Source organism: Paenibacillus dendritiformis (assembly GCF_945605565.1).
Taxonomy (GTDB): domain Bacteria; phylum Bacillota; class Bacilli; order Paenibacillales; family Paenibacillaceae; genus Paenibacillus_B; species Paenibacillus_B dendritiformis_A.
Map to the genome: position 1 here is coordinate 3,243,859 of NZ_OX216966.1, position 19,976 is coordinate 3,263,834.

Annotated in this window: 21 protein-coding genes and 2 riboswitches; of the genes, 15 read left to right on the forward strand and 6 right to left on the reverse strand. The window is 59.4% G+C overall.

The features are described from left to right. The first annotated feature begins 150 nt into the window (after positions 1-150). Positions 151-1,176: a P1 family peptidase gene (locus NNL35_RS14155; RefSeq protein ID WP_254553492.1), complete on the forward strand. Its 1,026-nt coding sequence runs from the start codon at positions 151-153 to the stop codon at positions 1,174-1,176. Between the two features lie 39 nt (positions 1,177-1,215). Here the strand turns inward: NNL35_RS14155 and NNL35_RS14160 are convergent, their stop codons facing one another. After that, on the reverse strand, positions 1,216-2,169 hold the full coding sequence (locus tag NNL35_RS14160; RefSeq protein WP_111156199.1) for an L-lactate dehydrogenase: 954 nt from the start codon (positions 2,167-2,169) through the stop codon (positions 1,216-1,218). Positions 2,170-2,428: 259 nt separating this feature from the next. On the opposite strand from NNL35_RS14160, the gene NNL35_RS14165 reads away from it, so the two are divergent. The 5 genes from NNL35_RS14165 (at position 2,429) to metE (ending at position 9,131) form a co-directional block, all read left to right on the forward strand. Beyond that, the gene (locus tag NNL35_RS14165) at positions 2,429-2,755 is read left to right on the forward strand and encodes a metal-sensitive transcriptional regulator (RefSeq protein ID WP_050979389.1); all 327 of its coding nucleotides are present in this window, start codon (positions 2,429-2,431) and stop codon (positions 2,753-2,755) included. A 66-nt stretch (positions 2,756-2,821) separates the two neighbouring features. After that, the gene (locus NNL35_RS14170; RefSeq protein ID WP_006676329.1) at positions 2,822-3,025 is read left to right on the forward strand and encodes a copper ion binding protein; all 204 of its coding nucleotides are present in this window, start codon (positions 2,822-2,824) and stop codon (positions 3,023-3,025) included. Between the two features lie 125 nt (positions 3,026-3,150). After that, positions 3,151-5,553, forward strand: coding sequence for a heavy metal translocating P-type ATPase (locus NNL35_RS14175; RefSeq protein ID WP_254553493.1), 2,403 nt, complete (start codon positions 3,151-3,153; stop codon positions 5,551-5,553). A gap of 77 nt (positions 5,554-5,630) precedes the next feature. After that, entirely contained in the window at positions 5,631-5,921 is a 291-nt protein-coding gene (locus NNL35_RS14180; RefSeq protein WP_254553494.1) for a HesB/YadR/YfhF family protein, read from the forward strand. 380 nt (positions 5,922-6,301) lie between these two features. Beyond that, positions 6,302-6,490, forward strand: a riboswitch (cobalamin riboswitch). Positions 6,491-6,812: 322 nt separating this feature from the next. Next, positions 6,813-9,131: a 5-methyltetrahydropteroyltriglutamate--homocysteine S-methyltransferase gene (metE, locus tag NNL35_RS14185; RefSeq protein WP_254553495.1), complete on the forward strand. Its 2,319-nt coding sequence runs from the start codon at positions 6,813-6,815 to the stop codon at positions 9,129-9,131. A gap of 106 nt (positions 9,132-9,237) precedes the next feature. Here the strand turns inward: metE and NNL35_RS14190 are convergent, their stop codons facing one another. After that, complete coding sequence (locus NNL35_RS14190) at positions 9,238-10,038, reverse strand: SDR family oxidoreductase (RefSeq protein ID WP_254553496.1); 801 nt, start codon at positions 10,036-10,038, stop codon at positions 9,238-9,240. A gap of 222 nt (positions 10,039-10,260) precedes the next feature. Here NNL35_RS14190 and NNL35_RS14195 point away from each other — a divergent pair, with 222 nt between their 5' ends. The 5 genes from NNL35_RS14195 to NNL35_RS14215 all read left to right on the forward strand — a co-directional run bounded on the left by NNL35_RS14195 (position 10,261) and on the right by NNL35_RS14215 (position 13,297). Further along, the gene (locus NNL35_RS14195) at positions 10,261-10,731 is read left to right on the forward strand and encodes a DUF3939 domain-containing protein (RefSeq protein ID WP_006676335.1); all 471 of its coding nucleotides are present in this window, start codon (positions 10,261-10,263) and stop codon (positions 10,729-10,731) included. A gap of 384 nt (positions 10,732-11,115) precedes the next feature. After that, positions 11,116-11,277, forward strand: a complete 162-nt coding sequence (locus tag NNL35_RS14200; RefSeq protein WP_254553497.1) for a hypothetical protein — start codon at positions 11,116-11,118, stop codon at positions 11,275-11,277. Positions 11,278-11,336: 59 nt separating this feature from the next. Beyond that, positions 11,337-11,729, forward strand: a complete 393-nt coding sequence (locus NNL35_RS14205; RefSeq protein WP_254553498.1) for a DnaJ family domain-containing protein — start codon at positions 11,337-11,339, stop codon at positions 11,727-11,729. Positions 11,730-11,850: 121 nt separating this feature from the next. Further along, positions 11,851-12,792, forward strand: coding sequence for a glutaminase A (gene glsA / locus NNL35_RS14210; protein ID WP_111156204.1), 942 nt, complete (start codon positions 11,851-11,853; stop codon positions 12,790-12,792). A gap of 112 nt (positions 12,793-12,904) precedes the next feature. Beyond that, positions 12,905-13,297 (forward strand): YuzC family spore coat inner layer protein, encoded by a 393-nt coding sequence (locus tag NNL35_RS14215; protein ID WP_254553499.1) that lies wholly within the window; start codon positions 12,905-12,907, stop codon positions 13,295-13,297. Between the two features lie 103 nt (positions 13,298-13,400). On the opposite strand, the gene NNL35_RS14220 is transcribed toward NNL35_RS14215, so the two are convergent. Then, the gene (locus NNL35_RS14220; protein ID WP_006676340.1) at positions 13,401-14,048 is read right to left on the reverse strand and encodes a nitroreductase family protein; all 648 of its coding nucleotides are present in this window, start codon (positions 14,046-14,048) and stop codon (positions 13,401-13,403) included. 305 nt (positions 14,049-14,353) lie between these two features. On the opposite strand from NNL35_RS14220, the gene NNL35_RS14225 reads away from it, so the two are divergent. From NNL35_RS14225 to NNL35_RS14240, 4 genes are all read left to right on the forward strand, one after another. Next, positions 14,354-15,370, forward strand: a complete 1,017-nt coding sequence (locus NNL35_RS14225; RefSeq protein WP_254553988.1) for an NAD-dependent epimerase/dehydratase family protein — start codon at positions 14,354-14,356, stop codon at positions 15,368-15,370. A 1-nt stretch (position 15,371) separates the two neighbouring features. Beyond that, entirely contained in the window at positions 15,372-16,433 is a 1,062-nt protein-coding gene (locus NNL35_RS14230; RefSeq protein ID WP_254553500.1) for a dihydrodipicolinate synthase family protein, read from the forward strand. A 74-nt stretch (positions 16,434-16,507) separates the two neighbouring features. Then, positions 16,508-17,401: a DUF72 domain-containing protein gene (locus NNL35_RS14235; protein WP_254553501.1), complete on the forward strand. Its 894-nt coding sequence runs from the start codon at positions 16,508-16,510 to the stop codon at positions 17,399-17,401. A gap of 185 nt (positions 17,402-17,586) precedes the next feature. Continuing rightward, positions 17,587-17,919 carry a four-helix bundle copper-binding protein gene (locus tag NNL35_RS14240; RefSeq protein WP_254553502.1) on the forward strand — a complete coding sequence of 111 codons (333 nt, stop codon included), beginning with the start codon at positions 17,587-17,589 and terminating at the stop codon, positions 17,917-17,919. 18 nt (positions 17,920-17,937) lie between these two features. On the opposite strand, the gene NNL35_RS14245 is transcribed toward NNL35_RS14240, so the two are convergent. From NNL35_RS14245 to NNL35_RS14255, 3 genes are all read right to left on the reverse strand, one after another. Further along, complete coding sequence (locus NNL35_RS14245) at positions 17,938-18,147, reverse strand: GH39 family glycosyl hydrolase (protein WP_338111531.1); 210 nt, start codon at positions 18,145-18,147, stop codon at positions 17,938-17,940. Continuing rightward, a complete protein-coding gene (locus NNL35_RS14250) occupies positions 18,148-18,345 on the reverse strand; it encodes a hypothetical protein (RefSeq protein WP_254553504.1) in 198 nt (65 codons plus the stop codon). It lies immediately after the preceding gene. 403 nt (positions 18,346-18,748) lie between these two features. Then, positions 18,749-19,390 carry an NAD(P)-dependent oxidoreductase gene (locus tag NNL35_RS14255; protein WP_254553505.1) on the reverse strand — a complete coding sequence of 214 codons (642 nt, stop codon included), beginning with the start codon at positions 19,388-19,390 and terminating at the stop codon, positions 18,749-18,751. A gap of 363 nt (positions 19,391-19,753) precedes the next feature. Beyond that, positions 19,754-19,854: riboswitch (purine riboswitch) on the forward strand. Positions 19,855-19,976 lie beyond the last annotated feature (122 nt).

Below are 19,976 nucleotides of genomic sequence, written 5' to 3' on the forward strand. Positions count from 1 at the left end.
CCGTCGGGCGTCATGGGCCTGCTATTGCGGGCCGGGCGGCATATAAGGATGACTTCAGAACCGATCTCGTTCCGAAAAAAAGGAGGGGGCGAGCGCGATAGCGAAGCTATAGAGACGAACATTTTGACAGGCGGAAGGGGATTTTCATCCATGACTTCACAATACGGACATCATGAAGCGCAGCAGGCGCTTCCTTATCCCGGCAGCATCACGGATGTGCCGGGCATTCGGCTCGGCCATGCGCAGGACGAGGCCGCGCTTACAGGCTGCACGGTTATCATGGCGGAGGAGGGCGCGGTATGCGGCGTCGATGTGCGCGGATCCGCTCCCGGCACGCGCGAGACGGAACTGCTTCAGCCTACCGCGATGGTGCCGCATGTGCATGCGATCTGCCTGAGCGGAGGCAGCGCGTTCGGGCTGGAAGCCGCTCACGGCGTAATGCGGTATTTGCAGGAGCGCGGCATCGGGCTGGATGTCGGGGTAGGGAGGGTCCCTATCGTGCCGGGGGCGATTCTGTTCGATCTCGCCATCGGCCGGCCCGATGTGACGCCGACGGCCGCCATGGGCTATGCCGCAGCGGCGTCCGCCTCCTCGTCTCCTCCGGCGCAAGGCAATGCCGGCGCGGGCATGGGAGCGACCGTCGGCAAGTATGCGGGGCCGGAACGGGCCATGAAGGGCGGCTTCGGCACCGCTTCGGTGAGGCTGCCGAGCGGACTCGTCATCGGAGCGGCGGTCGCCGTGAACGCGGTAGGCGAGATCCGGCATCCGGGCCATGGAGGGACAGCGGCGGGAGCGCGGGGCGACGAGACGGGAAGCTTCCTCGCGCCGCTTCGCTATCTGTCCGGATTGGACAAGCCTTTCGCCGGGATGAAGCCGGGGACCAATACGACGATTGCGGCCGTCGCTTGCAACGCCAATCTGACGAAGACGGAGATGAACAAGGTGGCGGAGATGGCGCATAACGGGCTCGCGAGAACGATCTTTCCGGTGCACACGATGTTCGACGGCGATACGGTGTTCGCCATGACGACAGGGGGCGTGGACGCTTCGGTCGATCTCGCCGGCATGTGGGCCGCGGAGACGCTGGCCTACGCGATTGTCAATGCGGTCACGGCCGCCGAATCCGCGGGAGGGGTGCCTGCGGCGCGCGATTGGACGGTGCAGCCGCCGCAATAAATCAAATAGCGCGCCGGACAGGCTGCCGGCGCGCTTAGCTCAGGACGGGAAGATGGAGGCGATAGCTTCCTTCAACACGGAGGCGGAGTGGTGGAGCTTCTGCTTCTCCTCGTCGGTGAGATGAAGCTCGTACACATCGCGAATGCCCTGGCGGTTGACGACCGCCGGAACGCCGAGATAGACATCCTCCAGCCCATATTCTCCGGTCAGCAGCGTCGAGACCGAGAGGACGGAATTCTCGTTCTTCAGGATGGCCTTCGTGAGGCGGGCCAATCCCATGGCGATGCCGTAGTAGGTGGCGCCTTTGCGTTCGATGATGTGGTAGGCCGCGTCGCGGACATTGATGAAGATGCGGTTGAGCTCCTCATCGGTCGGCTGGCCGTGCGTCTTGCGGTAATCGGCCAGCGGCTGGCCGCCGATGCTGACGTTGCTCCATACCGGAAGCTCCGTGTCGCCATGCTCGCCCATAATATAGGCGTGGACGTTGCGCGGGTCGACTTCCAGACGCTCGCCGAGCAGATAGCGCAGCCGGGCGGTGTCCAGAATCGTGCCGGATCCGATAACGCGGCTTGCCGGCAGGCCGGAATATTTCCACGTCGCATACGTCAACACATCGACCGGATTCGTCGCGACAAGGAACAGGCCATTGAAGCCGCTCTCCATGACCGATTGCACGATCGATTGGAAGATTCTCGCGTTTTTACCGATCAGATCGAGTCTTGTCTCCCCGGGAGCTTGATTGGCCCCCGCGGTGATGACGACCAGATCCGCGTCTTTGCAGTCGCTGTAATCGCCGGCCCAAATGCGCATATTGGACGCAAACGGCAGTCCGTGATTCAAATCCATGGCGTCTCCCTCGGCCTTCGGCTGGTTGGCGTCGATGATAACCAGCTCGGCGGCCAGCCCTTGGTTGAACAGGGCAAAGGCGTAGCTCGAACCGACGAAGCCGGATCCAACGAGTGCTACGCGTGTTACTTTCGTGATCTCACTCATGCTGATGGTGCCTCCTTATGTACGTCTGTACGTATGTAAATTCAAGCATATACAGGGCCGCGTGCAACATATCGGCAGTCATGCTGATACTTTAAATTGTAAACAATTTACGGGTAACAATTCAAATTCAAATGAAAATTAAAGATCAAAATGGGTATTGCATAGGGTAGGGGGGTATGCTATGATAAATCCAAGAGGTGGTGATAAGATGAGTTCCCGGGAAGACGCGCTTATCAGCAACGATGAATCAGCCAACGGCATGGAAGCCGTCGGCGAGATGGAATGCCATCGCCCCGAGGCAGCGGGCGAACGGAAGAGCCATCATTCGGCCGAGATGAAGAAGAAGCTGATTCACCGTCTGAACCGCATCGAAGGGCAAGTGCGCGGCGTTAAGTCGATGATCGATAAGGATACGTATTGCGATGATGTACTGCATCAGATCGCGTCGATTCAATCGGCGTTGTATTCCGTCGGAAGGCTCCTGCTCGAAGGCCATATGAAGAGCTGCGTCATCGAACGGCTTCAGGAAGGCGATGATGAAGTCATTGATGAACTGCTGGTTACGATACACAAATTATTGAAATAATAGAGCGTGTTCAAAAAGGTCGGACCTTTTGCACAACCTCTAATAGATCCTGAGGAGGAATTGAGAATGACTGAAGTAACTTGGAAGGTAGAAGGCATGACATGCGGACACTGCAAGCAGGCGGTGGAGAAGGCGGTTCAGGAGGCTGGCGGCGAGGCGAAGGTCGATCTCGGCTCCAAGCAGGTGAAGATTACGTACGATAATGCCAAGGTTCAGCCGGAAAAGATTCGGGAAGCGATCGAAGATCAAGGCTACGACGTCGTCTCGTAAGCCGGCTGAGGCGGACTTGGGCCGCTAGCATCCATCTATTTATACAGGAACTCCTTGCGGGGAGTTTTCTTTTTCGCTTGAAATATAGGGTGTAGGGGTATACTGAATAAAAGGAGTGAAACAGAATGGCATCCAAGCAGCAGACCGTCAAAATCGAAGGCATGACCTGCGCCGCTTGCGCGACCCGGATCGAGAAGGGATTGAGCCGGATGGACGGCGTCGTGAAGGCAAACGTGAATTTGGCGGCAGAGCAAGCGACGGTGGAATATGATGAAGGACAGCTCTCGCTTCAGCAGGTTACGGATAAGATCGAGAAGCTGGGATACAAGGTTCCTGCGGAGACGCTTGATGTGGACATCGAAGGGATGACCTGTGCGGCATGCGCGACCCGGATTGAGAAAGGGTTGAAGCGTCTGCCGGGGGTCGACTCCGCCAATGTCAATCTGGCCGCCGAATCGGCCCGCATTACCTTCACCGGTTTGCGTCCGGAAGATATATTGCGCAAAATCGAGCAGCTCGGCTATAAGGGCAAGGTTAAGTCAGGGGAAGCGGGAGCGGAGGGCGCGCCGAACCGGACTGCGGTGCGGCTGCGTAACTCGTTCATCGTCTCCGCCATTTTGTCGGTGCCGCTGCTCTGGTCGATGGTAGGGCACTTCTCGTTCACCTCGTGGATCTGGGTGCCGGAATGGTTCATGAATCCATGGGTGCAGATGATATTGGCCGCGCCCGTTCAGTTCATCATCGGCGCCCGCTTCTACAGCGGTGCGTACAAGGCGCTGCGCAACGGCAGCGCAAATATGGATGTGCTCGTGGCGCTCGGGACGTCAGCCGCCTATTTCTACAGCGTCTATCTCGTATGGGAATGGGTACGGGGGGGAACACATCACCCGGACATGTACTTCGAGACGAGTGCGGTGCTCATTACCCTTATCCTGCTCGGGAAATGGTTCGAAGCGGCGGCCAAAGGCCGTTCTTCCCAAGCGATACGAGCCTTGATCGGCCTGCGGGCGAAGACGGCCACCGTGATCCGCGACGGCATCGAGCAAGAGGTGCCGGTCGATGACGTTCAGGTCGGCGACCGCGTCATCGTGCGGCCCGGTTCGAAGATACCGGTCGACGGCATCGTGCTTGACGGCACATCGACGATCGATGAATCGATGCTGACCGGCGAGAGTGTCCCGGTCGAGAAGCAGCCGGGAGACCGCGTGTACGGCGCGACGGTGAACGCGCAGGGCGCCTTCACGATGGAAGCGACGCAGGTCGGCGCCGAGACCGCGCTGGCGCAAATTATCCGCATCGTCGAGGAAGCGCAAGGCTCGAAGGCGCCGATACAGCGCATTGCCGACAAAATATCCGGCGTCTTCGTTCCCATCGTCGTCGGTATCGCTGTCATCGTCTTCGGCCTGTGGTACTTCGCCATTGCGCCGGGCAACTTCGGGGAGGCTCTGGAGAAGCTGATTGCCGTGCTTGTTATCGCCTGTCCCTGCGCGCTCGGTCTGGCTACGCCGACCTCGATTATGGCGGGGACGGGGCGTGCCGCCGAATACGGCATTCTGTTCCGAGGCGGCGAGCAGCTGGAAGGAGCGTACCGGGTGCAGACCGTCGTGCTAGACAAGACGGGCACCGTAACCGAGGGCGAGCCCTCCCTGACCGACTTCATCGTGAATGATCAGGAACGCGAGCAAGAGCTGGCGCTGTGGGTGGCTGCCGCGGAACGGCGGTCCGAGCACCCGCTCGCCCAGGCGATCGTGAAGGGCCTTGACGCCCGCGGACTGCCGGCGATTACGCCGGAATCGTTCCAAGCGGAGCCCGGCTTTGGCATTATGGCCCGGGTTGACGGGCATGAGATTGTCATCGGCACGCGGAATCTGCTGCGGAAGCAGGGCATTAATGCAGAGGAAGCCGAAGCGGAGCTGCAGCGGCTGGAGATCGAAGGCAAGACGGCAATGCTCATTGCGGTTGACGGGCACTGGGAAGGCATCGTGGCCGTAGCGGATCAGGTCAAGGCATCGTCGAAGGCCGCGATCAGCCGCCTGCACGGCATGGGCATCCGCGTCGTCATGATGACGGGGGACAATGAGCGAACGGCGCAGGCCATCGCCGCCCAGGTCGGGCTGGACGACGTGTTCGCCGAGGTCCTTCCCGAACAGAAGGCGCAGCATGTCCGCGAGCTGCAGCAGAACGGCACCGTCGTCGCGATGGTGGGCGACGGCATCAACGACGCCCCGGCGCTCGCGGCGGCGGATATCGGGTTCGCGATCGGAACCGGAACGGATGTGGCGATGGAGACGGCCGGCGTCACGCTGATGCGCGGAGACTTGAACGGCATCGCCGACGCGATGGAGATGAGCCGACGGACGATGCGGAATATCAAGCAGAATCTGTTCTGGGCGCTCGTCTACAATAGTCTGGGCATCCCGGTGGCGGCGGCCGGCCTGCTGGCGCCTTGGCTTGCGGGAGCGGCGATGGCCTTCAGCTCCGTATCGGTCGTGCTCAATGCGCTGCGGCTGCAGCGCGTCAAGCTGTAACCGGAAAGTCAAGGTTTTCAACGCCGTGCCCGCATGGTATGATCGGATTACGGTCATTAGAATGAGGGGGAACGAGCATGCACTTACGGGTGACAGCGGAAGCGATTCAACGCTTTCAATCAGATTGGGGCTATTCAGCAGGGGATACCGTGCGCATCTTCGTACGATACAGCGGATTCAGTGCATCCGGGCCCTATTCCTTCGGCATTATGAAGGATCAGCCGCAGCATCCGGCGGTGTCGGAGACGGTAGACGGAATTACCTTCTTCATGGAGGAGAACGATCTGTGGTTCCTGGACAACCGCGAACTGGTGCTGGATGCGAACGGCGAGGACATCGTCATCGTCCATGATGGAATGACGATCTGACGGAAGCGTTACAGGAGAGACTGTCTTCCGCCGCGGAGATGGATAAGAATAGAAGCGTTGCAGATGAAAGCAAGACTGCCGGGATCATCCTGGCAGTCTTTTTACGTTGTTCGCCCCAACTTGTCGCATGCGGCCATCGAAAACGGCGTGCGGACAGCGATGTATGTTTCGACGAAAGAAGCGTTTTTGAAGGCCGTGGATGTGACGTACAGTAATCGGAAAAACTTATGTGGGTCAGGATGAAGGCTTCCGGACAGCGGGGGCCGTCGAAAAGGTGACGACGCTCCCCGGCACGGCAAAAAGAACTTGTCATTCCGCGCGCTTGCGTATATAATCATTCTCAATCGGATGGCCGCCTGTGCTGAGGCGCAGTCCGATTCAACAACATACGGGGAACAGGTGCTTTGCGTAACGGCAAAGCTTAATAGGGAAGCCGGTTCGAAGCCGGCGCGGTCCCGCCACTGTGACAGACGAGGTGCGGCTCATGAAGCCACTGGTCGAATGACCGGGAAGGCTGCCGCCACCGATGACGCTGAAGCCAGGAGACCTGCCTGTTCTGACAGCACTGTTCGTACCTACGGGAGATAGGGAAGTGTTCGTAGACTGGATAACTCGGTTCGCATGTATGCATGTGCATGGTCGGGTCTTATTCATTGCTCCGTTATGGACGTTTACGGGACATTTCTGCGCCTAGGGCAGGGATGTCCTTTTTTGCGCACGGTGATCACGGCCAAGTGCGTCCAGGCGCGGGAGATAGCCCGTCCCGAAGGAGCATGAAGACCCGCGGCAGGGTGTAGTGCGATATTAATTCCTTGTTAACAGATAAGAATTATTTAATTTATTTTCCCTGTACTCCCGCTAGGAAGTTCCGATAAGGAGAGGAGACGCGACATGGCGAAAGGGCAAGTGATGACGGGTGTATCCGGGTATCCGCGCATCGGATACGACCGGGAGTGGAAGAAGGCGTTGGAGCAGTATTGGGCAGGCAAGCTGACGCGAAGCGAGCTGGTGGCGGAGATGGAGCGGATCGAGCTGCTTCGTCTCGCGAAGCTGAAGGAGGAAGGCATCGACTTCATTCCCGTCAATGATTTCTCCTGGTACGATCATGTCCTCGACATGACGGTCATGTTCGGACTGATCCCGGAGCGGTTCGGTTATAAGGGCGGCCCGGTTACGGCGGATCTGATGTTCGCGCTTGCGCGCGGCACGGAGAAGGCGGTCGCCTGCGAGATGACCAAATGGTTCAATACGAACTATCACTATATCGTTCCGGAATGGGAAGGGAAGCGGCCGGTGCTGGCCGAGAATCGGCCGCTCGCCTCGTACCGGAGAGCGAAGGAGAAGCTGGGCATCGAAGGGAAGCCGGTCCTGGTCGGCCCGTACACGTATGTCCGCTTCATCAAGGGCATCCCCCAAGGCGAGCGCCAGCAGGTGCTTGATCAGTTCGCCGAGGTGTACGGCCGGATATTGCATGAGCTGGAGGCGGAAGGGGTCTCCTGCGTGCAGCTCGATGAGCCGGCCTTCGTGAAGCCGATGACAGCGGAGGATTGGCAGGCGGCACAAGCCGTGTACGAGCGGCTTCGCCAAGCGGCGCCGGGCTTGACCATCTGGGTGCAGACATACTTCGATTCGGTCTCGGGACTCGATTCGTTCCTGCAGCTCCCGGTGGATGTCTACGGCCTCGACTTCGTCCACGGGAAGGAGCGGAACGAAGCGGCGCTCCGCCAGTCCGGCGTACCAGCCGGGAAACGCGTCGCCCTCGGCATCATCGACGGGCGCAATATTTGGCGGGCCGACCTGCTTGCCGCGGCAACCTGGCTGGAGTCGATCGAGCCGATCGTGCCGCGGTCGCACTGGATCGTGCAGCCGTCCTGCAGTCTGCTGCATGTGCCGTTGATGGCAGAACGGGAGCAGGATCTGCCGGGCTATATTCGCGGAGCGCTCGCGTTCGCGGACGAGAAGGTGGCCGAGACGGTGCGGCTGGCTGCCCATCTGTCCGAGCCGACGGCGGAGAGCGCGGCGCTTCTGGAAGCGAGCGCTGCTGATGTTCTCGCCTGGCGCGAGGAGCCGGCGCGGAAGCGCCCGCATGTCGTCGAGGCCGTGGAGCGCCTGATCCGGGATGCGGAGGCCGATGGCGGCCGCCGCGCGCCGTATGAGCAGCGGCGCGAAGCGCAGCGCCGCCGTTGGCCGGAGCTGCCGCTGCTGCCGACGACGACGATCGGCAGTCTTCCGCAGACGGCGGAGATTCGCAAGGCGCGGCTCCGCTTCCGCAAAGGTGAATGGAGCGCCGCGGCGTATGAGTCGTTCCTGCGCCAAGAAATCGAGCGTTGGGTGCGGATTCAGGAAGAGATTGGCATCGATGTGCTCGTGCACGGTGAATTTGAGCGTACGGACATGGTCGAATATTTCGGAGAGAAGCTGGACGGCTTCGTCTTCACGAAGTTCGGGTGGGTGCAATCATACGGCTCACGCTGCGTCAAGCCCCCGATTCTGTACGGAGATGTCGCCTTCCGCGAGGCGATGACCGTAGCGGAGACGGCGTATGCCCAATCATTGACGAAGCAGCCTGTGAAGGGAATGCTAACCGGGCCGGTCACGATTCTCAACTGGTCCTTCGTGCGCGACGACGTTCCGCGCGAGCAGTGCGCCTATCAGCTCGCTTACGCGCTGCGGCAGGAGATTCAGGCGCTGGAGCAGGCGGGCATCGGCATGATCCAGGTCGATGAGCCGGCCGTAAAGGAAGGGATGCCCCTGAAGGCCGAGGATGCGGCACATTACCGGGAATGGGCGGTGCTGGCGTTCCTGCTGGCAACGAATGGGGCCGTGCCGGAGACGCAGATTCATACGCATATGTGCTACTGCGATTTCTCCGATATGGTGGAGACGATTCGCCGCATGGATGCGGATGTCATCTCGCTGGAGACGGCGCGCAGCGGCGGAGACATGGTCGATACGCTGCGGAAGGAGCGGTATGAGCTCGGCATCGGCCTGGGCGTCTATGATATCCACAGCCCGCGCGTCCCATCCGTCGGGGAGATCGAGCGGTTCATCGAGACCGCGCTGACGGTGCTGCCGGCCGAGTCGTTCTGGATTAACCCGGATTGCGGGCTCAAGACGCGCAATGAGCCGGAGACCGTCGCCGCGCTCAAGCATATGGTGGAAGCGACGGTGTCGGTGCGCCAGGCCCGTTCCGCGTCAGCGAAGCGGTAAGCGGGTCGCGAGCCGGCCACGGGCGAGGCAGGCTGCGGCTTCCGGGCGTCATGAATCCGCGACGGGGATAGCCTAGCCTTGACCGGACCGCCACACGTCCCGCTGTCTACAGGAGAGATTCCGCTCCGTCAATGACGATCTGGGCGCCGGTAATATGGCTGGAGGCGTCCGATACGAGGAACGCCACCAGGTCGGCGACCTGCTCGGGCTTGCCGGGCCCATGTTCAAGCGGCTGGCTGCCCTGGGGATACTCGACCGGGATCGTGATGCGGTCTACGGACGGTCTGCGGTCCGTATTCTCACCGATATGGGTCTCGATGGCCCCGGGGCAGATGACATTTACGCGAATCCGATAGCGGGCCAGTTCAAGCGCCGCCATCTTGGCGAAGGCGACCTGGCCCGCTTTGGATGTGCTGTAGGCGCTCATCCCGAACCCGGAAAACTTGCGGCTCCCATTAATCGAGCTCGTAATGACGATGCTGCCGCCGTTTTGCTTCAAATAAGGGATGGCGTATTTTACGGTAACGAATGTTCCGGTCAGATTGGTCTGAATCGTATCCCCCCAATCCGCCACCTTCATGTCCTCGATCGAGGACAGCACCCCGTTAATGCCGGCATTCGCGAAGACGGCCCTGATCGGCCCGTGCGCTGCGGCTTCCTTGATCGCGTTTTCGACGCGGGAAGCGTCCTTCAGGTCGATATCGTACGCGATCGCCCGCCCGGGATAGAGGGCGTTCATCTGCTGCTCCGCCTGATAGGTCCGATCATCCTTCCGATCGAGCAACGCGACGGTCATGCCCGCTTCCGCCAAGCGGAGGGCGGAAGCGCGTCCGATGCCGGACCCGGCTCCGGTTACGATGGCGACACCTTCCAATGGCGAGGGCGCATGTTGGTGCTGCTTGTCCATGTCCACAACTCCTCTCTATACTCCAGCATGCGGCCCGCCCTTATAGTCAGGCGTACTTGCCATGATCAGGCGGCCGCTTCGATTTGCTACCTATTACCTCTGCAAATAGGTCTGAAAACAGAGGAAAACAAGGGCATTCCATGTTATAATGGAACTGTAAGCGAATACATTATACTTGCTTCCTGAATGCTATACAGGAACGGGAGAAAGGTGGGTTCGATGATGCGGTGGTTCAAACGACGCAAGCCTTCTGCCCCCCGGCACGAAGCGGTTCATGTCACGTTGGACGAGGTGAAGCGGGCGGTGCTCCAGTATGAGCAGGATATGCAGGAGCAAATACCCCGAACCACGCTGCTCCGTCCCGACCAAAGTATTGATTTGTCCCGATTGAAGCGTTACCTCGGCGGAATTTCGGATCAGCGCTTTTACATGTCCCGTATGACCTATGAGATTTTTGAGGAACAAGACAAGCATATTCCGCTGTCCCTTGACGCCGTGCAGGCGGCAGTTGACGATTATTTGGAGAATCACGATGATTTGCCGGTCATTCCGGGAACCCGGAACCGTCAGGTTCATTACGACAAGCTGATCGAACGGCATTATTTAAAAGAGAAGCCGTCGATTCCGCTCTACTTGACGACTGAGCAGTTCATGCTGACCCATGAGCCGGACTGGCCGGGGCGGCTGCACTAACCTTTGCGCACGGCGGCAACGCGGTGATGACAGATAGCGATGCGCCTGCTGCCTCGGAATATATGCACCCTGGGCAAGCACAAGACCGAAGTTCCCTCAACGGGAGCTTCGGTTTTTTATGCCGAAATGGCGGCTTGTTATAGGATCGGGTGAGGCCGGATGGATTCGAACGGATGGAGTGATAATGGATGTGGACCGCAGGAATGCTGGAAACGGACAGAGGAGTATTCGAGATCTTTACGCAAGGCCAAGGCGACCCGATAATCAACTTAAAAGAGGCGGGCAATTCGTGTAAAATAAAATCTGAGCATGAGCTTAGCATGGCCGAAACATGCAAAGATTTAGAAGCGGTCAGGGAAGCGTTAGCGTTGGAGCAGTGGAGTTATGCCGGTCGATCATTATTTCGCTGAACCGAGCATCGGGCGAGTCGTTCATCGCAGGCTGGATTATTATTCGTATGTTGAGCTGCCGAATTACGATATTACCGGCATGCTGCCTGCCGTCCTCACGCCGTCGATTATTTATTGCGGCGAACATGATACCTAGTGCCCCCTGTCTTGCTCTCAGGAAATAGAGGAACATCGAAATTTATAGGAGGAATCCGGATGAGCATACTGAGTTGGATTGCCGAGCGCAAAATCGAAGAGGCGATGGAAGAGGGCGTCTTCGACGACCTGCAGGGCAAGGGCAAGCCGTTGAAGCTGCAGGATCTGTCGCATGTGCCGAAGCATCTGCGTGCAGGTTATTTGCTGCTGGATAATGCGGGTCTGCTGCCGGAGCGGCAAAAGCTGCGCCAGGAGATTGTCCGGCTGGAGCAATTGCTCGCTGCTTGTACGGATGCGGAAGCCCGCGACAGCATCCGCCGCCGTCTGACGGAGCGCCAGGTGCGGCTGGCCAAGATGTCGGAAGATCGCGGCTGGACAGCGAATGAAGCATACTACCGTTATGAGAGCCGCATCCGCGATAAGCTGTCCGGCTCGGGCACGGAGAAGCGTTAGAGGCAAGGGCGGCTTTCCCCGGCTCGAATGGCGCGATTGGCGCGGAGGGAGCGTATGGAATGCCGCCTGCCTAGACACGCTATGGACATGAATGCGTGAAGCAAGGGAAGGATGACGCGGTGTGATAGAAGCACATTGGAACGAATTGGAGCGGGAGCTGCCGCAGTGGCTGGAGGAGAGCCGGCGGATGGCGGCTGCCGGCAAAGTGGCTACCTATATTCCGGGTCTCGCCGAGGCAAGACCGGATGCGCTTGGCATCTCGCTGTGCGGGATACGGGGAGAACGGGTGAAGGCAGGTGAGACGGAGGAGCCGTTCACGATGCAGAGCGTGTCGAAGGTGTTTTCGCTGCTGCTCGCGCTCCTGGACAGCGGCGAGGCCGGGGTCTTCGCCAAAGTGGGCAAGGAGCCGACCGGGGATGATTTCAATTCGATTTTGAAGCTGGAGCTGGTCGATCCCGGGAAGCCGTTCAACCCGTTCATCAATGCGGGAGCGATCGCGATCGCCTCGTTGATCGAAGGCCGGACACCGGAGGAGAAGTCGGAGCGGCTGCTGGAATTTATCCGGATGCTCGCGGATGATCCTAGCATCACCTGGAACAAGCGAATCTACGAGAGCGAACGGGAGACCGCTTACCGGAACCGTTCGCTGGCTTATTATTTGAAGGATAACGGCATTTTGGAAGGGGACGTGGAAGCGACGCTCGACGTTTATTTCCGGCAATGCGCCATCGAGGTCCGGACATGCCAGCTGGCGCGGATGGCGCTCGTGCTGGCGAACCGCGGTTGCGACCCGGCTACGGGACACTGCTATATTCCGAGGAAATACGTTCAAATCGCGACCTCATTCATGACGACCTGCGGGATGTACAACGCGTCGGGCGAATTCGCGCTCGAAGCCGGGATTCCGGCGAAGAGCGGCGTGTCCGGGGGCATCATGGCGCTCATTCCGGGACAGCTGGGCATCGGCGTCTATGGCCCGGCGCTCAATGAGAAGGGGAACAGCGTGGCTGGCGTGCACATGCTGGCCATGCTGTCCGAACGATTTGAATGGAGCATCTTCTAAGCGGCCCATGACGGCCGGCGGAGATTGCGCCGTTCGGCCCAATCGTTCCGCACCAGCCTGCCTCCTCGCGCATAGGCTGATTGTATTCCAGTCTATGGAAGGAGTGTCCGCCATGGCGCCTTATGTGCCCGGACCCCGCTATCCATCCGCGCCCGGAAGCGCGGCAGCGAGCGGAACGTCCTCGATACCCAGGCCCGATCCCTATCCGGCGGTGAAGCCGGATAAGTTCGTCGCCTCCGCCTCGACATCGAAGCACCTGTCCCGGCAGGCGATCCAGCTGCTGTCCGCCATCGAGGGGGATCGGAGCCTGGCCGCCTCCGTTATGGACGCCGCCCAGCGCGGCCATAACCAGGAGGTGCTGCGGCTGCTTCGCTCGACGGGGCTCTCGGTTCCGATTGCTGTCAAAGTGACGCCGGCAGTCATCCAGATCGCGCTGCGGCCCGATACGGACCCGAACGATTGCTGCGAGCTGGATGTGAAGATGCGGTGGAGCGAACCGGAGTGACGCATGACGCGCTCCGGTGTTCCGTATGCCGGTACGCTGTCATATGCGCAGAAGCGCCGGTTCCCTGTCACGGGTACCGGCGCTTCGTTATGCGCAAGAGAGATTACGATTGTTCCGGGAACCGTTCCCGAATGACGGTCTGTTCCAGCGTGAACCGCCCGGTCGGATGTGCGGGCGCAGCCGCTTGCCCGATCGTGACGAGCATGACCGGGACATACCGCTCCGGAATGCGGAACGTCTTGATCAGCTCGTCGCGGCGGAAGCCGCCAATCGGGCATGAGGCGTACCCTGCAGCGGTTGCCGCGAGCATAAGCTGCATGGCGGCCAGGGAGCCATTGCGGATCGCTTCCTCCACGCCGACTTGAGGCGATGACGCATAGGCCCGATTAATATTGCCGACCAGTGTGTCATGCACTTGCTGCGTAATCGATCCCGCCGCCAGTTGGGCGCCGTAGATGTCGGCAGCGACCCGATTCGCTTGCGTGTCGCCGAGAATGGCGACGACGGCGGAGCAGTCGACGATCTGCTGCTGATTGTTCGCGATCGGCAGCAGGGCCCGCTTGTTCTCCTCTTCCTCGATCACCAGAAAGCGCCAATGCTGCAAATTCCATGAGGACGGGGCCGTTCCGGCCAAGCGCAGTATTTCATTCATGTCTGCTTCCGGGATGCGTACGCCCGGAACATATTTGCGCACCGAATGCCGGGCGCGCATCGTCTCGGCAGCCGTGGCCGCAGCGTGCTGTTGGTTCATACTGATAATCATCCTTCCTATTGTCTACTTGAGTAGCATGGGCTGAGACAGCCTTGATTTATCCATAGGTCTAACACTAACAATAATATAGTAACATATGTTATGTAATTACGCTATGGCGGCAGAGAACCAGTGCTGGCGCGCTGTTGCAATTGTATCCGAATCTGTCACAGAACCATTTTTGGACGATTTAAAGATTTGTTTTCCTTCGCGGGCCGCCCGTATGATGGAAGTAGCAACACAGATTATGAAGCTACTCATCGGAAGGAGGAATACCCGTGTTGATTCAAGCGGAGCAACCGTTGATTCATTCGGAAGAACAATTGGAACAAGTGCTGTCTACTCCATCCCGGCGGCTAATCGAGGATGTACGCCGTCTGGACGGTGATATTATGCTGCTTGGCGCGGGAGGAAAGATGGGCCCCATGCTGGCGAAGCTGGCGGTCGAGGCGATACGCGCAGCCGGCGTGGACAAAAAGGTGTATGCCGTATCCCGCTTCTCCGAAGCGGGTCTGATGGATAAGCTGGCTGCGAGCGGGGTAGAGGCGATCTCCTGCGATCTGCTGGATGACGATGCGCTGCAGGCGCTGCCTGAGGCGCCGAATGTCATCTTTATGGCCGGCACGAAGTTCGGAACGACCGGGAAGGAGCATCTGACCTGGGCGATGAACACGTACTTGCCGGGACGGGTCGCACAGAAGTTCAGGTCGTCCCGCATCGTCGTCTTCTCTACCGGCAATGTGTATCCGCTTACGCCGGTGAAGCAGGGCGGAGCTCCCGAGAGCCAGTCCCCGGCGCCGATCGGGGAATACGGACAATCCTGTCTCGGCCGTGAACGGATGTTCGAGCACTATTCGCGGCAGTACGGGACGCCGATCTGCATTTACCGGTTGAACTATGCCATCGATTTGCGCTATGGCGTCCTGCTTGAAATCGCCAAGTCGGTCGCGTCCGGACAGCCGGTCGATCTGACGATGGGCCATTTCAACTGCATCTGGCAGGGGGATGCCAATGAGATTGCGATCCGGGCGCTGCTCGCTTGCGATACGCCGCCGGCCATCTATAACGTGACCGGTCCGGAGACAGTGTCGGTCCGTTATGCGGCCGAAGAGCTGGGAAGACGGCTCGGCAAGCAGCCGATCTATACGTCCGAGGAGTCCTCCGAGGCGCTGCTCAGCAACGCGTCATCGACCATGCAGCGGTTCGGGTATCCGTCCGTGGCCCTGCAGACGCTGTTCGACTGGACGGCGGCCTGGGTGAAGCAGGACGGCAAGACGATTAACAAGCCGACGCATTTCCAGGAACGGGAGGGGAAATTCTGACATGGCTGTGAACTGGACAGAAGAGCTGACGCGGGCGCTGCACGACGGGCTGTGCATTCCCGCCCATCCGTTGGCTTTGAACGAACGCAGGCAGCTGGATGAGCGCTATCAGCGGGCGCTGACCCGTTATTATGCGGCTTCGGGCGCCGGCGGCATCGCCATCGGCGTCCATTCGACGCAGTTCGAAATCCGCGACCCGAAGCACCGCCTCTATGAGAAGGTGCTGGCCTTGGCGGCGGAGGAGGTCCAGCAGGCCCGGCTCGCGAGACCGTTCCTGATGGTCGCCGGATTATGCGGGCCGACCGAGCAGGCGCTGCAGGAAGCCAAGACGGCGCTCGGTCTGGGCTACCATGCCGGGCTGCTGAGCATGGGCGGGCTGTCCGGCTATACCGAGGAGGAGCTGCTGGAGCGGACGAGACGGGTTGCCGCGGTCATGCCGGTGTTCGGCTTTTATTTGCAGCCCTCGGTGGGCGGCCGGGTGTTCAGCTATTCGTTCTGGAGAGCGTTCGCCGACATTCCCGGCGTCGTCGCCATTAAGATGGCGCCCTTCAACCGGTACCAGACGATCGACGTCGTGCGCGCGGTATGCGAGTCGCCGCGGCGCGATGAGATTGCGCTCTACACCGGCAATGACGACAACATTATCAATGATCTGCTGACGGTGTTCCGGTTCCAGGTGAACGGAGAGACGGTGGAGAAGCGCATCGTCGGCGGACTGCTCGGTCATTGGGCCGTCTGGACGCACAAGGCGGCCGAGATGCTGGCGTCGATTAAGGCGGCGCGGACTTCCGGCGGGATCGACTCTGAATGGCTGACCCGCAATATCGAAGTGACCGATTGCAACGCGGTGCTGTTCGATGCGGCGCACCAGTTCGCCGGCTGCATTCCCGGCATTCACGAGGTGCTGCGCCGGCAGGGGCTGCTGCCGGGCATATGGTGCCTCAATCCGGAGGAGACGCTCTCTCCGGGCCAGGCGGAGGAGATCGACCGCATCCAGCGGGATTATCGGCATTGGAATGATGATGCGTTCGTGAAGGCGCATCTGGAGCAATGGCTGTCCTGAATGCGATTATGATATGATACGGGTATCTGCATGACGCGGACAACAACTTCAGTGAATGAGTGGAGTCGATATCTATGCCGGACATGACGGAACAACCCGTATCGGATCGCATTCAGATTGGACTTGCCGGCTGGGGGGATCATGACATTTACCCGCCGGGAACGAAGGGGACGGAGAAGCTGGCGGAATACGCCAAGCGCTTCCCGGTCGTCGAGATGGACAGCTCCTTCTACGCGATCCCGTCGCCGGAGCGGATGGAGAGCTGGGCGGCCCAGACTCCGGACGGATTCCGCTTCGTCGTCAAGGCGTACCAAGGGATGACGGGGCATACGCGGGGCCGCATCCCGTACGATAATGCGCAAGCGATGTTCCAGGCCTGCCGCGAGGCGGTCGAGGTGCTGCATTACGCCGGGAAGCTGCACTCCGTGCTGTTCCAGTACCCGCCCTGGTTCCACTGCGTGCGCAGGCATGTCGACATCCTGCGCCGCACCCGGCAGTGGATGGGCGCGCTGCCGGTGACGCTAGAGTTCCGGCATCAGAGCTGGTTCACGCCGGAGATGCGCGAGCGGACGTTGGCATTCATGCGCGAGGAAGGCTGGATTCACAGCGTCTGCGACGAGCCGCAAGCCGGGGAAGGCTCGATCCCGATCGTGCCGGTGCCGACAGACAAAGGGCAGACGCTGATTCGCCTGCACGGCCGGAACGCATCCGGCTGGCAAGCGCAGGGGCAGGCGGACTGGCGGGATGTCCGCTATTTGTACCGCTATAACGAGCAGGAACTGCTGGAATGGAAGGAGCGGCTGTTGACGATGCTGGCCGAGACGGAGCAGTGCTTTGTTATTTTCAACAATAACTCCGGCGGCGACGCCGCTCCGAATGCGCTTCAACTGATGCGTCTGCTCGATATGGAACCTCCGTCCATCGGACCGGAGTGGGAGCAGATGAGCTTGTTCGGGGATACGCCGTAACCGAAGCGGCGGCAGCGATCCGCAATAAGAGGAAGGGGTGGTCTAAGGGCCATCCCTTTGCTGCGTGGCCAGGCTTGCGGATGGGGGAGGTTTCATTTCCGGATGCATGGTGTAAAAAAGGTCATAGGCACGATGACGAAGCCGCACCACGGAATGAGACAGCCATGAACAGGAGGCCTGGCCATATGAATACCGAACAGATGATGACATGCATCCGGGAATGCCTCGAATGCATGAAGAAATGCAACCAGTGCTATGATGCATGCCTGCAGGAGAAAGAGGTGAATCCGATGACCGCCTGCATCCGGCTGACACGGGATTGCGCGGACGCCTGCGTCCTGGCCGCCCAATTCATGACGCGGAACAGCGAGCATTTGAAGGAGGCCTGCGCGCTGTGCGCCGATATTTGCGAGCGATGCGCGGAGGAATGCCGGAATCATGCTTATGAACATTGCCAGGCATGCGCCGCAGCCTGTGAGGCTTGTGCGAAGAAATGCCGGGCGATTGCGGCCGCATAGGCGAAATGGTGTTAGGGATTAAAGCAGTTGATCCGCGAAGCCGAACAACTGGTCCACGAACCGGAAATGAAACCTGGGCCGCCCCGCCTCGTCCTCATCGTAGACCATCATCTCCTCGTCGAAGATGCCATGAAATCGCAAATAGCGGAAGGGGTACCCCCGCTGCACATGCCGCAGTTGATCCTGAACATCGACATGAATACCTTCCTTGGCTTTGCCGATCGTGATCTACTGCTTCCACGTATGCCGGATCGACTCGTCAGGGACGGGCAGGTCCACATCGCAGGCGGTCTCTCCCGCCTCGCGAATATCATCATCCGCTGCACCAAGCGATTGGCTGCGCTGCAAAAACGGATTGATCATCCTCAGCACGCTGGATGGATTGAACGCCAAATCGTTGGCCGATGGCTTTTTCATCTGCTCCACCAAAGCTGCAACATCTCTCGCACCTCCGGTCATCTGCTCCACCAATACTGCAAGAATGCAGCAATTTCATTGACACGAGTATGCAAAAATAGGATTGCTGCAAAAATACAGCAATTCCCCTACGGCAAGGCGTAGATAGCGTTCAAAGTGGCGAAATGATGCAGTTTTGCAGGATTTTCTCGGAATTTCGCCTCTTCAGGCTAAAAATGCTGCGCCTGTGCAGCAATTTCATGCGGGGGACCCGCTTGTTGCACGCACGGACCAGCCTGCTGCATGCGGGGACCCGCTTGCCCTAACCTTTTCTGCTTTCCCGGCCCCGCCCTTCCTAAGAAAAAGACGGTCGACAGGACTTTGTCGACCGTCTGGAACAAGAGGGGCTCGCCGCCCCCCTTGTCTAGGTTTGTTATTTGGATTCCGATCCGACGGTGAACCGTTCCTTCACATGACGAGACTGTTCGATCTCGTCCACGACGGCGATCGCATAATCGGCATAGCTGACATAGCTTTGTCCCGCCGCGTTGATGAGAAGCTGATCTTTACCTGTCACGTACTTGCCTGTGCGCGGTCCTTCCGGATCGAAGAAGGCGGAAGGGCTGATGAACGTCCAGTTGATGGAGCTGGCGCGCAGATCCTCCAGATTCTGACCTTGATTTTGAGCGGTCGGAAGGTATTCCGCCGGGAAGTCCGGCGTATCCATGACGCGGACTGTTCCTTGCTCATCGGCGAACAGGCTGCCTGCTCCGCCCACGACGATCAATCTGGTGTTCGGCGCATCCTTCAGCGCTTCAATCAGCACCCGTCCGGCTTCGACATGAAGATGCTCGCTGCCCGGAGCCGCCCCGAACGCATTGATGACGACGTCGAAGGGACGCAGGTCGTTTGCGGTAAGCTGGAACACGTCTTTCTCCAATACGCGCGGGGTGGACAGATCCGCCAGCTTCGCCGCGTCTCTTACGATCGCTGTTACTTGATGTCCCCGCTCCAATGCTTCTGCCATAATCCGGCGGCCGGCTTTGCCGGTCGCTCCGATAATTCCGATGTTCATGGAAATCGCTCCTTTTCTTGTCATCGCTTCATCATGCTACCTATGTTGTAACCCATTCAGGTACAACATATTCACAAAATCACTTTGCATCAGGCCTATGAAAGTCATTTGTTGTAACCATTATAGTTACAACAGGTCGCTGCTGTCAAGCTTCATTTTTCATTCCTTTCCTCGGATGCGGAGCCGAGGCCGATGCAGGGCAGCGTCGGTTCAGCCTCCCGGGAAGGGCGCAGCATGCGGGCGTGATTGATTTTCAGAAATTTTCTCTTCCCATTCCAGCGAACTTGTTGTATACTTCTCGACATATTCAATCGACACAATGCGACTTCCATTGCCGATGCCGGCAAGCGGGGACGCCTATTATTAGCAGCGACTCTTTATTCTCGTATATGTGCAGGAATCGGCCTGCATGTTTCTACCCGATCACCGGAAATGATTGGACTACGGGAACCCGATTCGACAGCTTGCCGCGAAGGGCGCACCGCGCCGCTTATCCGGCCTGCTGCCGTGATCGATCATGCCGCAAGCCGGCATGATTCGGAGCGGTTCTCCAAGCCTGCGCCTCTCATTTCCTTGTGGAATGCGT

Excerpts from the sequence above, each read along its gene's own strand:
- NNL35_RS14155 (WP_254553492.1), top strand. The coding sequence starts at position 151 with ATGACTTCACAATACGGACATCATGAAGCGCAGCAGGCGCTTCCTTAT.
- NNL35_RS14160 (WP_111156199.1), bottom strand. The coding sequence starts at position 2,169 with ATGAGTGAGATCACGAAAGTAACACGCGTAGCACTCGTTGGATCCGGC.
- NNL35_RS14165 (WP_050979389.1), top strand. The coding sequence starts at position 2,429 with ATGGAAGCCGTCGGCGAGATGGAATGCCATCGCCCCGAGGCAGCGGGC.
- NNL35_RS14170 (WP_006676329.1), top strand. The coding sequence starts at position 2,822 with ATGACTGAAGTAACTTGGAAGGTAGAAGGCATGACATGCGGACACTGC.
- NNL35_RS14175 (WP_254553493.1), top strand. The coding sequence starts at position 3,151 with ATGGCATCCAAGCAGCAGACCGTCAAAATCGAAGGCATGACCTGCGCC.
- NNL35_RS14180 (WP_254553494.1), top strand. The coding sequence starts at position 5,631 with ATGCACTTACGGGTGACAGCGGAAGCGATTCAACGCTTTCAATCAGAT.
- metE (WP_254553495.1), top strand. The coding sequence starts at position 6,813 with ATGGCGAAAGGGCAAGTGATGACGGGTGTATCCGGGTATCCGCGCATC.
- NNL35_RS14190 (WP_254553496.1), bottom strand. The coding sequence starts at position 10,038 with ATGGACAAGCAGCACCAACATGCGCCCTCGCCATTGGAAGGTGTCGCC.
- NNL35_RS14195 (WP_006676335.1), top strand. The coding sequence starts at position 10,261 with ATGCGGTGGTTCAAACGACGCAAGCCTTCTGCCCCCCGGCACGAAGCG.
- NNL35_RS14200 (WP_254553497.1), top strand. The coding sequence starts at position 11,116 with ATGCCGGTCGATCATTATTTCGCTGAACCGAGCATCGGGCGAGTCGTT.
- NNL35_RS14205 (WP_254553498.1), top strand. The coding sequence starts at position 11,337 with ATGAGCATACTGAGTTGGATTGCCGAGCGCAAAATCGAAGAGGCGATG.
- NNL35_RS14215 (WP_254553499.1), top strand. The coding sequence starts at position 12,905 with ATGGCGCCTTATGTGCCCGGACCCCGCTATCCATCCGCGCCCGGAAGC.
- NNL35_RS14220 (WP_006676340.1), bottom strand. The coding sequence starts at position 14,048 with ATGAACCAACAGCACGCTGCGGCCACGGCTGCCGAGACGATGCGCGCC.
- NNL35_RS14230 (WP_254553500.1), top strand. The coding sequence starts at position 15,372 with ATGGCTGTGAACTGGACAGAAGAGCTGACGCGGGCGCTGCACGACGGG.
- NNL35_RS14235 (WP_254553501.1), top strand. The coding sequence starts at position 16,508 with ATGCCGGACATGACGGAACAACCCGTATCGGATCGCATTCAGATTGGA.
- NNL35_RS14240 (WP_254553502.1), top strand. The coding sequence starts at position 17,587 with ATGAATACCGAACAGATGATGACATGCATCCGGGAATGCCTCGAATGC.
- NNL35_RS14255 (WP_254553505.1), bottom strand. The coding sequence starts at position 19,390 with ATGAACATCGGAATTATCGGAGCGACCGGCAAAGCCGGCCGCCGGATT.